Raw genomic sequence first — 13,483 nt, forward strand, 5'->3', positions numbered from 1 at the left:
GGCCCGCTTAAAAACTGTCCCGCCACTGCCTGAGCGCCGCGAAGACGGCTGCTTCAGATGTATCAGTCAACCCCCGTTGTTGCAGTGATCGTATGATGGCCGTTTCCGTGCAGCGCAAAAATGGATTGGTGGCTTTTTCGAGTGCGAGGGTAGATGGCACGGTCGATAAGTTCGCAGCACGCAGTCTCGCTGTGTCGGCGATGCGAATTTTTAAGGCGGCATTGTCCGGCTCGCAAACAGCGGCGAAGCGCAGATTGGACGCGGTGTATTCGTGTGCACAGTACGCAAGCGTCGCCTCTGGCAGCATGGATATGCGTTGCAGCGAATGGTGAAGTTGCGCAACGCTGCCTTCGAAGCTCTTGCCGCAACCAGCACCGAACAGGACATCGCCACAAAACAGGAGGGGGGGCACCGCGTTTTGGGCAAAAAAAGCGATATGATCGTCCAAGTGGCCCGGGATTTCCATGATGTCAAACACCAGACCGAATGCATCCAGCCTGACCTGTTCCCCTTCCAGAAGTGCGTGGGTGATATGAGGATTTTTTTCATGTCGACGACCATAGACCGCCACGTTGTATACTGCGCGCAATTTTTCGATCCCGCCGACATGGTCGTGGTGGCGATGGGTGCAGAAAATGCCTGTAAGCTTGAGATTGTTTTCCGCTAAATAGGCCAGTACCGGTACGGCATCACCGGGATCGACCACAACCGCCTCGCTGTCGTTGTGGATAGCCCAGATATAATTGTCCTGAAAGGCGGGGAGTGCGGTGATTTTATACATGGGTATTTGAAAGTTGAGAGATGACAGATTGTAAGTCAACTGCGCGAAGTTTGAGCGAGTGGTTTGCCACCACGCCGGGCGGCTATGTGCTCGACTATGAACAGGCCTGGTTTGACCGTTCTGTAAACGATATCTTTGGCTACAACGCGCTGCAACTGGGATTGTCCGGACACGATTTTTTGCGCAATAGTCGCATCCCTTTGCGCTTTAGCGGCGAAGACAAAACAGGCGCGGCCCTCAGGCTATGCGCAGACGAATTACCGATCGCCTGCGGGAGTCTCGATCTGGTGCTGCTGCCACACCTGCTGGAATTTTCAGCACTGCCTCATGCCATTTTGCGCGAGGTTGAGCGGGTACTCAGAGCCGAGGGCAGCCTGATTATCAGTGGTTTTAATCCGCACAGTTTATGGGGGCTGCACCGCACGATGGTCAGGCGTCAGGGTTATCCTTGGTGCGGCCATTTTATCGCGCTGCACAGGCTACGCGACTGGCTGTCTTTGCTGGGCTTTGAAGTGGCAGAAATCAGCTTCGATGCGTATGCGCCGCCGTTTCAGCAATGGCTGTCGCGTACGGATTTGATCGAGTCGGCAGGCAAGCGCTGGTGGCCGGCAAGCGGCGGGGTGTATTTTGTGCACGCCATCAAACGCGTACCGGGCATGCGTCTGCTCAAGCCTAGCTGGAATGCAGGATTGGTTAAAAAACTGCTGCCGGTGGCACCCAAACTGAATAATCCGCAGCGCGGCGACACGGCCAGCTGCGACAATAATGTGAACAGGTTAGATCATGAATAGTGAAATTGTAGAAATTTTTACCGACGGGGCCTGCAAGGGGAATCCGGGCGTCGGCGGCTGGGGCGCATTGCTGCGCAGCAAAGGCGTGCAGCGCGAACTGTTTGGCGGCGAAGCCCATACCACGAACAACCGGATGGAATTGATGGGCGCCATCTCGGCGCTCGAAGCGTTGACGCGGCGCTGTCAGGTGAAATTGCATACTGATTCCAAATACGTGCTGCAGGGCATTACAACCTGGCTGGCAGGCTGGAAGCGCGCAGGGTGGAAGACCTCCAGCCGGCAACCTGTCAAAAATGAAGATTTGTGGCGTCGCCTCGATGCGCTGGTGATCCAGCACGAGATCGAGTGGGTGTGGGTCAAAGGGCATTCCGGTCATGCGGGGAACGAACACGCGGATGAACTGGCTAATCGCGGGGTTGCGATGATACAAGAACAAGCGAACGGAATGCTTTAATGCGAAAAATTGTACTGGATACCGAGACCACGGGGCTTGATCCTAAAAAAGGTCATAGAATCATAGAAATAGCAGCGATAGCTCTGGAAGGACGTAAAGTCTCCAAGCGGCATTTTCACCATTATCTGGACCCTGAACGCGAAGTCGACGAGGATGCGGCACGCGTGCACGGCTTCACCTGGGATATGCTCAAAGGTCGCGCTAAATTTGCCGACATCGCGACCAGCTTTTTAGAATTTGTGGACGGCGCCGAACTGATGGCGCATAACGCACCGTTCGATATGAGCTTCATCAACAACGAGCTGCGACTGCTGGGATTACCGCCGCTTGAGAATCCGGTTGTCGACACCCTGAAAATGGCCCGCGAAATGCATCCGGGCAAGAAGAACGGTCTGGATGCCTTGTGCAGTCGCTACGAGATCGACAATACCCATCGCACCCTGCACGGCGCGTTGCTCGATACGGAATTGCTGGCTGAAGTGTATTTCGCGATGACGCGCGGTCAGGAGAGCCTGTTAGGTGAGGATGAACCGCCCGCTGCGCGAGAAATTGCCGTGTTAAGTACCGATGCCTCGCGGCCGACCGTACGGGTGCTGTTGCCAAGCCCCGATGAGCTGGCTGTCCATGCCCAGCAACTGCTCGACATCGACAAAGCCAGCAAAGGCGCCTGCCTTTGGACGAAGCTGGAGAGTGCGGCATGAAGCGGCGTTTGACGGGGTTTGCTGCGTTGTTAGCCGTGCTGTATATGGGAGCTTGCTTCTATATGTGGTCGACCCAGATGCAACAGGTCTTCGAACCGACAATGGAGTGGCAGACGACGCCGGCTCGCATGGGGATGAACTATGAGGCGCTGCGCATCCCTGTGGGTTCGGGAGCCGATAAGGGAGAGTTGGACGCGTGGTGGGTGCCAAGTGAGCTGCCCGATGCGCCGACGCTGGTTTATTTTCACGGCAATTACCGTAATATCGGCAACAATCTTGCGCATACCCGACACCTGCATCAACTGGGTTACAACGTGCTGCTGGCGGACTATCGGGGTTTTGGCAAAAGCAGCGGCGGCAAGCCCAGCGAAGCCAAGGTCTTTGAAGATGCCGAGGCCGTTTGGCAATATGCCATCGGGCAGCGAGGTCGACGGCCTGCACAAACCGTCATTTACGGTCATTCGCTGGGGGGTGCGATTGCCATCGATCTGGCGGTCCACCATCCAGAGGCGGCGGGGCTGATCACCGAGGGCACGTTTACCTCGATGCAGGCGATGGGACAAATCAATTATGGTTTTCTGCCCATCGGCTTATTGCTGAATCAGCGTTTTACCTCGATTGAAAAAGTGCCCGCTTTAAAAATTCCCGTGCTGTTTATTCACGGTACCTGGGATAAAAAAGTGCCGGTTGAAATGGCTAAGCAGTTGTATGCGGCGGCAGGCGAGCCTAAGTCATTGCTGCTGATCGAAGGCGGCGAACACAACAACAGCGGGACGATAGGCTGGGTAGAATACCGCGATGCGGTGACCGCTTTCGTCAGGAAAAATACGCATTAATTAAAAACACCATATAATCCGCACATTACGCCAGATAAAACGCGGCGTGGCACACTAACTCAACACTATAAAATCCCGTTTCAGGGATTACGGAACAAATATGAAATCAGATGTCATCATTATCGGTTCAGGCGCAGCAGGCCTGATGTGCGCACTCCAAGCCGGTCTGCGCGGTCGTTCCGTGGTATTGCTCGATCACGCCAAGAAGCTGGCGGAAAAAATCCGCATTTCAGGCGGCGGGCATTGCAACTTCACCAATATCAACGCGAAACCTGAAAATTATATCTCCAGCAATCCGCATTTCTGCCGCTCCGCGCTGGCTCGCTACACGCCGAATGACTTTATCGAGCTGTTGCAAAAGCACAATATCAAATTCCATGAAAAGACGCTGGGCCAGCTGTTTTGCGATGACGAATCCGAAGTCATCATCGCCATGCTGCGCACGGAATGCGATGCGGCAGGCGTCAAGCGCTTCATGAACTGCGAAATCGAAGAGATCAAACATACGCCCTATGATGCGGATGCGGGTATCGGCAAAAAGGCCAAATACTATGTGTCGACCTCGCGCGGCGAATTCGAAGCGGTTTCGCTGGTGATTGCCACCGGCGGTCTGTCTATTCCTAAGACGGGTGCGACGCCCTATGGTTATCACGTCGCCGAGCAGTTCGGCGTGCCGATCACTAAATTGAGGGCAGGGCTGGTACCTTTGACCTTTGCGCCGGATGAATGGAAGCCTTATGCGGATCTGACGGGCGTCTCATTCCCGGCGATCGTCACCACCGCGAAACAGTCATTCCGCGAAGATCTGCTGGTCACGCATCGCGGTTTGAGTGGTCCGGTCATTTTGCAGGCTTCCTCTTACTGGCAGCCGGGTGAAGTATTGCACATTAACCTGTTGCCTGATCTTGATATGGCAAGCGTGTTAGATGAACATAAAACCAGCAAGAAACAGCTGGCCAATTTCCTGACACAATGGTTCCCGAAGAGTTTTTCAGATGTATGGTGTTCAGATAAAAAGCCGTTCGAAAACAAGCCTTTGAATCAGTATAATGACAAACAACGCAAAGTCATTGCCGAACAGTTGCACGACTGGCAGGTGGTGCCTTCAGGCACACAGGGCTATGCCAAGGCGGAAGTCACCTGCGGCGGCATCGACACACAGGCGCTGTCGTCCAAGACGATGGAATGCAACGACGTCCCCGGCTTGTATTTCATCGGTGAAGTCGTGGACGTCACAGGACAACTGGGCGGTTACAACTTCCAGTGGGCCTGGGCATCCGGTTTCGCTGCAGGGCAGGCGGTCTAAATCTTGAAACAAGGCTCACTGATAAGCAAACTCTTCGCGCTGATCGCAACCGCGACGCTGCTTATCGTCGGGTGGATGTTTTTCGCCGTGTTGCTGGTGTTTCTTCTGAGCGCGGGACTGATTATCTTTGGCTGGATCTGGTGGAAAACCCGCGCACTGCGCCGCCAGTTGCGTGTACACAAGCAATTCAGAGCGAGTGCGGCAAACGATGCGGAAGCCTTTCATGCGGATGAATTTACAGGCGACATCATCGAGGGCGAAGTGATCCGCAAAGTGGTCTCGATCGAAGAGATCAAACGCCGCCCGGATGACCTGTAACAGCCATGCTGCTCAATTGCGTCGCATATCGACATGGCGTCAAAATCGCCGAACCCACCGTGGAGGAAATCAGCGATTATCTGGCGCGTACTGACTGCTTTGTCTGGGTCGCGATGCGCGATGCGACTGAAGCCGAACTCAACACCATGCAGGAGGAGTTCGGCCTGCACGATCTGGCAGTTGAAGATGCGCGTCACGGCCATCAGCGTCCCAAAGTCGAGGAATATGGCGATACGCTGTTCGTTGCGATGCATTTACCGGAATATATCGACGCTGAATTATCCGTAGGTGAGGTCAATGTCTTCGTCGGGCGAAATTTCATCCTCTCGATACGCAGTCGAAGTTCTCATAATTTGCTCGGGGTACGCGAGCGCTGCGAGCGGGAGCCGGAACTGCTGAAACTGGGCTCGGGCTTTGTGCTTTACGCGCTGATGGATGCGGTTGTCGATCGCTATTTTCCGCTGATCGATAAGCTTGAATTGCAGTTGGAAGCAATTGAAGAACATCTGTTCGATAAGGGATATTCGCTCGCGACCATCGCGCAGCTCTACGGCCTGAAACGAAAAATTTCCGTGCTCAAACATGCCGTGATGCCGCTGATGGAGGCTACCAGCAAACTCTACGGTGGACGCGTGCCGCCGATTTGCGTCAACACACAGGAATATTTGCGCGATGTGTACGATCACTTAACGCGCATCAATACGACGATAGACATGATGCGTGACACGATCACCACGGCGATTCTGGTCAGCCAGTCGACCGTATCGATCGAGCAGAATGAGGTCAACAAGCGTCTGGCTGCATGGGCGGCGATTTTTGCCGTTGCAACGGCGTTTGTGGGCATCTGGGGTATGAATTTTCAGCATATGCCGGAACTGAAACTGGAATATGGCTATCCGCTGGCGCTGCTGGTGATCATTACGGTTTGCGGATTACTGTATTTCCGTTTCAAGCGTGCAGGCTGGCTGTAACGACAACGGCCAGATAGCGCAGCGCAGTCTATTTTCCCACGTTGATCTCGCTGAGCGTATGGATGAGTGCCTTGTTCAGAGCCTCCAGCGTTGCCAGTCTGTTGCCGCCGTCATCGTTCGTTTTCTGGCTATATCTTAAGCTCACGAGCTGGCGTTTGAGTTCATCCATTTCAGCCTGCATATAGGCCATTCCGGCATCGATACCTGCTGAATAGTCCGCAAATGTGGGGGTGTGATGAAATGACGACATCGAGGCGCAGTAGTGCTCAAACAGCGCACGCCGGTTTGGTGTATTCATTACATGTATTCCTTTTTAAATCGGCATTAATACCATGCATAAGTCTAACCGAAAAAAATGGGTTGGGATTCACTATCATTCGTGATTCTGCAATTGCTTTATTCAATAGAAAACCGAACAGTGGGTAAGTAAAAGGCGAAACTATGCCGCCAACCGTTCCGAGTCGACCCATTACAAAATACGCATAATGTATAAAATGGCTGACGCATCCTATTGATTTTACTTAAAAATTCTTGTCCGTTAAATTCGTTTCCAGCGCCCGAAACTGTACCGAGTTTTGCCATGTTCATGATTTTCTCCCGTCCTGTCAAAGTTAATTTGTGATTCATACCGCCACCCGTACCAGCTTTGGTCGGCCTCGTTTGGGCGGCTGGGAACGCCTCAAGGCTGGCCCACGCGTCCCGATGATGAAGTGGTAGGGGTAGGCGACCTCCCAATAGCCGTTGTCCTGCCTGCGCCCCTCTAAACGCTCTTCAGCCAGCAGAGAACGAATCCGCCTAGGCGTCACAGCCCAATCCTTCGCCACGAACGACACAGGCACGAAATGACGAGGATTAAGCGCCTTCGGGGTGTCGGTCGTCGCGCACTCAGGCAGCTGGACTGCAACGCTCTCCCGTATCGTTCTGGCTATCGAGGTGCCGCGTTTTCCTGTCATGATCTTTCTCCAATTCGTTTAGGTTGAGCCTCAAGGGGCAGGGGGGTTGCAACTGGTTTGCGGCTGCGATCAGGGAACGGCAGCACCGTTGACGCGGTTTTCTGAATCCCCGAACGGGCGTACATCTGCCGCCATAGTCGAGCCTGTGCGAACACGTGCTCAGTGTTCTCCAACCAGACCGCATCGAACGACCGCCCCGCAGGGTTGAACAACTCATGATTGCGTACCGTCCAGCCTTGCCAAGCAACACCAGGCAACGCATAACCCCGCAGGATGCGCAGCATCCGGTAGGCCATCCAAGGGATACGAGCGCCGCCCGTTTCCCAGTTCTGAATCGTCCGTGCCGTTACGTCCAAGGCCTGAGCGGCTTCCTTGCGGGTCATGCTGGCTTGCTTGCGCAGATCGGCGAAGTCCTGCGGATTGATCCAGCGGTATGCAGCTTTGCGGCGGCTCATGATTGCGCCCCGTTTTCCAACTCGATGCACAGCCGTGAGATCTCGTTCAGGGCTTCGATCGCTGCGATCACTTCCGGCTCGTTCGCCTCGAAGCTGTCTTGAAGCTCAACGGTCTGGCAGTACACCGCAAACGCCAGGTGCTTCAGCTGCTCTTCGGTCAACGTCAAAGTCAAAAGCGGTTTTTCAGAAGGGTGAATCCCTTCGGGTTTGACGTTCAGCGCGCACTGACCAAAATCTGAGCCGGAAAACCCTTCGCGGGTCGGCCGCGAAGCCGCCCCAGATATTTGGGAAGTCTGGTCAAGCGGAACGTTAAAAACGGTCAATTCCGTGTCCGCTGCGCTCTGGCTGGTTGACCTGCGGTCAACTTCGCCGTTGAGCTGGCCGACAGCTCCAGCCAAAATCGGCTCAATCCCAACAGCCGTAAGGGTTTGCGGGTGTTTTGCCGTGTAGTTGAAAAGGTGGAACAGTATTTTTTTCGCAGTTGATCGGCCTGTAAGCCACAGGCGGCGTGGGTTTGCGCCGTTTTGGCGTAGTGTTCCACAGTCGCAATTTGAGACTGAATGGCTACGTGTTACCCCAGAAAAAGAATTATTTATTCGCGAAATTGTTCGCGACAAGAAACAGGCTGCGCCTGTCTTCCTTGTCAGCTCACAAAAACGCCGAACAGTGGGTAAGTAAAAGGCGAAACTATGCCGCCAACCGTTCCGAGTCGGCCTATTCTGAAATACGCATAATGTATATTATGTCAAATTGATAAGCAAATTAAGAAGGCTGAGCAGGATTGTGCAAAGCGTCCCAAAAGCGCTTTTCAGCATGGGGATTCCGAAGGTTTGCCGCATGCCGGCATAGCAACCGCACCAACCCACTATCAACGCCTGCTTCATGCAGGCGTTTTTTTTCAGCTGCAATCAGGCGGTATTGTTTACTCCGACGAGCCTCATTGAACGAACGGAAATAACGAAGAGACCAGTAATAGTTCAAAATCTGGCCTGACCAATTCGGGTATGCGTGAAATATCATTTTTTTGGGATAACACCGCAACCACGCAAAACAAAGGCGAAACACTCCGCGATTAAAAAACGGCCTGAGCGCTGACTGGATAACCTTCGGCGGGACGACCGCCGAACCCTACGGGCTTCGGGCCGCATCCAGCAGATCAACGCCGCCCGAAACCCTTTTTCCCTATCGGGCAAAAAGCGGGACGACTGAGCATAGGATCTTAAAGATTCTTGTTTACCTCCAGAAGAGCGCCCGCAGTGGCGACTAAATTGCTAATGCAGTGAAAATCATTTAGTCTTGACCATCAACAGAAGGAAAAGTATGCGGATAATTTACAGACAACACGCGATCAAGAGAATGCATGAGCGTTGCATATCGGAAATTGACGTAGAACAAGCAATAGAATCAGGGACAATTATTGAGGCATACCCGAATGACACGCCCTACCCTAGCGCACTATTACTAGGAAACGCAGGTAACAAGGCCGTTCATGTTGTATACGCCGACTCCGTCGACGAAGACCTCAGAATCATAATCACGGTGTACGAGCCAAACCCAGAAATCTGGTTCGAAGACCTGAAAACAAGGAGATAGAAATGAAATGCCCAATTTGCAAACACGGAAACACACATCAAGGCGTTGCAAGCATTACGCTCGAGCGCGGTAGCTCGACAATGATGTTTAAAAACGTACCCGCAGAAGTTTGCGAAAATTGCGGAGAGGCTTACCACGATGCGAAAATCACCCGATCATTGTTAGAGCAGGCAAATCAGGCAGCACAGCATGGTGTTGAATTGGATGTAAGGCGGTATGCAACAGCGTGATCGAGCGCGAATGGCCAGTAAAAAAAGGGGGCAAAAGCCCCCTTCTTTTTTTTGTAAAACCAATAAAGACGCGCCCTAGAGATGCGATCGGTAAATATAGATCAGCAATCTTTGACGTGATGAATCTCAGTGCAAGACCACCAAGCATGTTGATGCTCGTGAGGTGCTGCGCACCCTGATATCAAAAAACATAAAATCAAAACCCTCATGCTGCGCACCGATCAAATGCACCGCATGCCTCGAAACGCCTGAAAAAATACTCTCGTTTATCAGGCGGCAGCTTTTGCAAACGTTGAGAAAGCGGATGTTTTTTTATTGCGGAACAATGGCACCGGGTTTGATACAGCGACTGTAACAACCTCTCTGGGGACCATTGCTGCACCGTTAACCGTTACGGCACCGGCAGGGATTGTTATTGTCAATACGGGTGCGGGCGTTACGGCGACTAACAATGGTAACGGGTTGATGACGATTAACAGCACGGCGACAGCTGCAGTGACGGTAAACAACACGGGTAATGGGGCTGTCAATGTGACTGCATCAGGCTCCAATCCGATCACCCTCACCCATACCGGTGATGATGACTTTACCTACCCGGTCATTGTTGCCGGACTTGGCTTAGGTTCCGCTCTTGGTGGAAGTAATGCTAGCAATACTTCAATTTCCGGCACCATCTGCACGATAGTGGCCTCGAGTTCGTCTGCAATGTTCATGATCCATCTCCTGTATTTCAGCAAGCTCTATCGCATTGCCTGTCATTTTTTCTGGACAAGAATAGCCGTCCGGAAACACACGCAAAACGAAAATTATCTTCATCCTGAATCGTATGCCCTCATCCGGCTGAACGATGGGATTACCTGATGGAATGGTGAACGATGAAGCTAAACAAAACAGTGCGCTGGCGCACATAATTAATCGCGTTAACCCTGAATTTATCAGGTCTGTCTAAGGCCCATGTGTTTAATTGATCAACGTGCGAATAAGGCTGTCATTTTTTCCCTTTAACCAGTGCAAACAGCACCGGAATGACCAGCAGCGTCAGAATAGCCGATGAAACCATGCCGCCCACCATCGGTGCTGCGATGCGCCGCATCACTTCAGACCCCGTACCTGTGCTCCACAGAATCGGCAACAGGCCTGCCATGATCGCGACCACCGTCATCATCTTGGGGCGTACCCGCTCGACTGCGCCATGCATGATGGCAGCGTGCAGATCATCAGTCGTGACAACGCGGCCCTCATCCTTGCAGCGCGCCAGCACCGCCTGCCACGACTGCTCCAGATAGATTAGCATCACGACACCCGTTTCAGCCGCCACACCTGAAAGCGCGATGAACCCCACCGCAACGGCGACCGATACGTTGTAATCGAGCAGCCACAGTAGCCATAAACCGCCAACCAGTGCGAACGGCACCGACAGCATCACGATTAGCGTATCCGTCACGCGTTTGAAATTCAGATACAGCAGCAGGAGGATCAGCAGCAAGGTGATCGGAATCACGATCTTCATGCGCGCATAGGCGCGTTCCATATATTCGAACTGACCGCTCCAGGTCGCGTAATAGCCCGCTGGAAATTTGACCTGTTCGTTGACCGCCCGGCGCGCATCAGCGACAAATGAGCCGATGTCGCGGTCTCTGATATCCACATAAATATAGGCCGAGAGCAGCGCGTTTTCGGTACGGATCGACGATGCGCCGCGACGGATAACGATGCGAGCCACCTGCCCTAACGGAATCATCGCGCCGTCCTGAGTCGCTATAAGCACCTCGCGGGCAATATCCTCCGGCGTGCCGCGTAACTCACGCGGATAGCGCACGTTGACACCAAAGCGCTCCCGTCCTTCCACGGTGGTGGTGACCGTCTCGCCGCCTAAGGCGCTCGCAATCACGTCCTGTACATCGCCGACAGTCAGGCCGTACCGCGCCAGCGACATGCGATCGGGCTCGATATCGAGATACGAGCCGCCCGTCAAGCGTTCCGCATAGGCGCTAGATGTACCCGGAACCTCGCGCACCACGCTTTCGATCTGCTTGGCAAGCCGCTCCATTTCCTCAAGATTATTGCCGAACACCTTGATTCCTATCGGTGTTCTTATTCCAGTCGAGAGCATATCGATGCGCGCTTTGATCGGCATCGTCCAGGAATTGGCCACACCGGGAAATTGCAGTGCCTGATCCATCTGGGCGATCAGCTTGTCTGTCGTCATGCCGGCGCGCCACTGATCCTGAGGTTTGAGATTGATGACCGTCTCGAACATTTCCAGTGGCGCAGGATCAGTTGCCGTCTGTGCCCTGCCCGCTTTACCGAAGACGGAAGCCACTTCCGGAAACGACTTGATGATTTTGTCCTGCGTTTGCAGCAACTCGGCCGCACGGGTGACCGACATGCCCGGCAGCGAGGCTGGCATATACAGCAGTGAGCCTTCATTCAAGGTCGGCATGAACTCGCTGCCCAGCCGCATCGCTGGATAAATAGAGATCAGCAGCACCAGCAGCGCGATCGCAACGGTGGTTTTCTTCCTCGACAGAGCGGCGGCAATCAAGGGCCGGTAGAGACTGATCATCCAGCGATTGAGCGGATTTTTTTGCTCAGGCCTAATCGGCCCGCGAATAAACAGCAGCATCAGCACCGGCACCAGCGTCACCGACAGCAACGCCGCGCCCGCCATCGAAAACGTCTTGGTATAGGCAAGCGGCGAGAACAGGCGCCCTTCTTGGGACTCGAGCGTGAATACCGGCAAAAATGACACCGTAATAATCAATAGGGAGAAAAACAGCGACGGTCCGACCTCGCGGCAGGCGGCAATAATCGCATCACTGCGCGACTCGCCCTCCCCCAGTCGTTCGATGTGTTTATGCGCATTTTCGATCATCACGATCGCCGCATCCACCATCGCACCGATGGCAATGGCAATCCCGCCCAGACTCATGATGTTTGAGTTCATCCCCAAGGCATGCATGGCGATAAACGCAATCAGCACACCCGCCGGCAGCATTAAAATCGCCACCAGTGCGCTTCTGACATGCAGCAAAAACACCATGCAAACTAAGGCTACGATCACGCCTTCTTCGAACAGGGTGTGTTTGAGGGTATCGATCGCACGCTTGATCAGTTCTGAGCGGTCGTACACGGCACGGATCGTTACGCCCTCGGGTAGTCCTGCCGAGACATCAGTGAGCTTATGCTTGATGTTTTCAATGACCTCCAGCGCATTTTCACCAAACCGCGCCATCGCAATCCCCGCCACAACCTCGCCCTCTCCGTCGAGTTCGGTGAGGCCGCGCCGCTCATCGGGCCCAAGGTCGACGCGCGCAATGTCGCGCAGCAGCACCGGCGTGCCACGATCCGCTTTCACCACCAGCGTCTCGATATCCGTTTTACCGCGCAGATAGCCGCGCCCTCTGACCATGTATTCGGTCTCGCCCATTTCTACGACACGCCCGCCGACATCGCGGTTTGAATCCCGGATGACCTGCGATACAGTCTTGAGTGCAATGCCGTAGGCGCGCAGTTTGACCGGATCAACGCTCACCTGATACTGCTGCACAAAGCCGCCTATCGAGGCGACTTCCGAGACGCCATGCGCCTTGGTCAACTGATAGCGCAAATACCAGTCCTGCATGGTGCGCAACTGGGCAAGGTTGTGATTTTCACTCAGCACTGCATACTGGTACACCCAGCCTACACCCGTCGCATCCGGCCCCAGTTGCGGCGAGACGCCGGCCGGCATCCGTCCGGCAATACTGCCCAGCGACTCCAGCACGCGGGATCGGGCCCAGTAGATGTCGGTCCCGTCCTCGAAAATCACATACACAAAAGAGGCGCCAAAGAAGGAAAAGCCCCGCACTACGCGGGATTTGGGCACCGCCAGCATCGCCGTGGTGAGCGGATAGGTCACCTGATCCTCGACTACCTGCGGCGCCTGACCTGAATATTCGGTATAAACAATCACCTGTACGTCGGATAAATCGGGCAAGGCATCCAGCGGTGTCTTGAACATCGCATAAATGCCCGCCAGCACGATGAATAAGGTCGCCAGCAGCACTAAAAACCGGTTGCGCGCCGACCAGACGATGATGTTTTGTAGCATC

Annotated in this window: 16 protein-coding genes; 10 read left to right on the forward strand and 6 right to left on the reverse strand. The window is 54.0% G+C overall.

Annotation, left to right across the window (positions count from 1 at the left end; genetic code table 11):
• Nucleotides 1-7: 7 nt before the first annotated feature.
• Nucleotides 8-781 carry a hydroxyacylglutathione hydrolase gene (gene gloB, locus GALF_RS06715; protein ID WP_013293305.1) on the reverse strand — a complete coding sequence of 258 codons (774 nt, stop codon included), beginning with the start codon at nucleotides 779-781 and terminating at the stop codon, nucleotides 8-10.
• A gap of 50 nt (nucleotides 782-831) precedes the next feature.
• Here gloB and GALF_RS06720 point away from each other — a divergent pair, with 50 nt between their 5' ends.
• From GALF_RS06720 to corA, 7 genes are all read left to right on the forward strand, one after another.
• On the forward strand, nucleotides 832-1,572 hold the full coding sequence (locus tag GALF_RS06720) for a methyltransferase domain-containing protein (RefSeq protein WP_223293740.1): 741 nt from the start codon (nucleotides 832-834) through the stop codon (nucleotides 1,570-1,572).
• The gene (gene rnhA, locus GALF_RS06725) at nucleotides 1,565-2,026 is read left to right on the forward strand and encodes a ribonuclease HI (RefSeq protein WP_013293307.1); all 462 of its coding nucleotides are present in this window, start codon (nucleotides 1,565-1,567) and stop codon (nucleotides 2,024-2,026) included. The genes GALF_RS06720 and rnhA overlap by 8 nt, the downstream gene beginning before the upstream one ends.
• The gene (gene dnaQ, locus GALF_RS06730; RefSeq protein WP_013293308.1) at nucleotides 2,026-2,727 is read left to right on the forward strand and encodes a DNA polymerase III subunit epsilon; all 702 of its coding nucleotides are present in this window, start codon (nucleotides 2,026-2,028) and stop codon (nucleotides 2,725-2,727) included. Before rnhA ends, dnaQ begins: the two co-directional genes overlap by 1 nt.
• Nucleotides 2,724-3,563: an alpha/beta hydrolase gene (locus tag GALF_RS06735; protein WP_013293309.1), complete on the forward strand. Its 840-nt coding sequence runs from the start codon at nucleotides 2,724-2,726 to the stop codon at nucleotides 3,561-3,563. Before dnaQ ends, GALF_RS06735 begins: the two co-directional genes overlap by 4 nt.
• A 100-nt stretch (nucleotides 3,564-3,663) precedes the next feature.
• On the forward strand, nucleotides 3,664-4,869 hold the full coding sequence (locus tag GALF_RS06740; RefSeq protein ID WP_013293310.1) for a BaiN/RdsA family NAD(P)/FAD-dependent oxidoreductase: 1,206 nt from the start codon (nucleotides 3,664-3,666) through the stop codon (nucleotides 4,867-4,869).
• A gap of 3 nt (nucleotides 4,870-4,872) precedes the next feature.
• The gene (locus GALF_RS06750) at nucleotides 4,873-5,187 is read left to right on the forward strand and encodes a hypothetical protein (RefSeq protein WP_013293311.1); all 315 of its coding nucleotides are present in this window, start codon (nucleotides 4,873-4,875) and stop codon (nucleotides 5,185-5,187) included.
• A 5-nt stretch (nucleotides 5,188-5,192) separates the two neighbouring features.
• The gene (corA, locus tag GALF_RS06755; protein ID WP_013293312.1) at nucleotides 5,193-6,158 is read left to right on the forward strand and encodes a magnesium/cobalt transporter CorA; all 966 of its coding nucleotides are present in this window, start codon (nucleotides 5,193-5,195) and stop codon (nucleotides 6,156-6,158) included.
• Between the two features lie 28 nt (nucleotides 6,159-6,186).
• Here the strand turns inward: corA and GALF_RS06760 are convergent, their stop codons facing one another.
• From GALF_RS06760 to GALF_RS06775, 4 genes are all read right to left on the reverse strand, one after another.
• Entirely contained in the window at nucleotides 6,187-6,456 is a 270-nt protein-coding gene (locus GALF_RS06760; protein WP_013293313.1) for a hypothetical protein, read from the reverse strand.
• A 325-nt stretch (nucleotides 6,457-6,781) separates the two neighbouring features.
• Entirely contained in the window at nucleotides 6,782-7,111 is a 330-nt protein-coding gene (locus GALF_RS06765) for a hypothetical protein (RefSeq protein ID WP_013293314.1), read from the reverse strand.
• On the reverse strand, nucleotides 7,108-7,566 hold the full coding sequence (locus GALF_RS06770; protein WP_013293315.1) for a VC1465 family Xer recombination activation factor: 459 nt from the start codon (nucleotides 7,564-7,566) through the stop codon (nucleotides 7,108-7,110). The genes GALF_RS06765 and GALF_RS06770 overlap by 4 nt, the downstream gene beginning before the upstream one ends.
• Nucleotides 7,563-7,964 carry a hypothetical protein gene (locus GALF_RS06775; RefSeq protein WP_013293316.1) on the reverse strand — a complete coding sequence of 134 codons (402 nt, stop codon included), beginning with the start codon at nucleotides 7,962-7,964 and terminating at the stop codon, nucleotides 7,563-7,565. Before GALF_RS06775 ends, GALF_RS06770 begins: the two co-directional genes overlap by 4 nt.
• A 922-nt stretch (nucleotides 7,965-8,886) precedes the next feature.
• On the opposite strand from GALF_RS06775, the gene GALF_RS16130 reads away from it, so the two are divergent.
• From GALF_RS16130 to GALF_RS06790, 3 genes are all read left to right on the forward strand, one after another.
• On the forward strand, nucleotides 8,887-9,159 hold the full coding sequence (locus GALF_RS16130; RefSeq protein WP_013293317.1) for a DUF4258 domain-containing protein: 273 nt from the start codon (nucleotides 8,887-8,889) through the stop codon (nucleotides 9,157-9,159).
• 2 nt (nucleotides 9,160-9,161) lie between these two features.
• The gene (locus GALF_RS16135) at nucleotides 9,162-9,389 is read left to right on the forward strand and encodes a type II toxin-antitoxin system MqsA family antitoxin (RefSeq protein WP_013293318.1); all 228 of its coding nucleotides are present in this window, start codon (nucleotides 9,162-9,164) and stop codon (nucleotides 9,387-9,389) included.
• Between the two features lie 315 nt (nucleotides 9,390-9,704).
• Entirely contained in the window at nucleotides 9,705-10,250 is a 546-nt protein-coding gene (locus tag GALF_RS06790) for a hypothetical protein (protein ID WP_013293319.1), read from the forward strand.
• Nucleotides 10,251-10,377: 127 nt separating this feature from the next.
• On the opposite strand, the gene GALF_RS06795 is transcribed toward GALF_RS06790, so the two are convergent.
• A complete protein-coding gene (locus tag GALF_RS06795) occupies nucleotides 10,378-13,482 on the reverse strand; it encodes an efflux RND transporter permease subunit (protein WP_013293320.1) in 3,105 nt (1,034 codons plus the stop codon).
• Between the last annotated feature and the right edge of the window lies 1 nt (nucleotide 13,483).

The sequence above is a fragment of the Gallionella capsiferriformans ES-2 genome (genome assembly GCF_000145255.1).
Classification (GTDB): Bacteria; Pseudomonadota; Gammaproteobacteria; order Burkholderiales; family Gallionellaceae; genus Gallionella; species Gallionella capsiferriformans.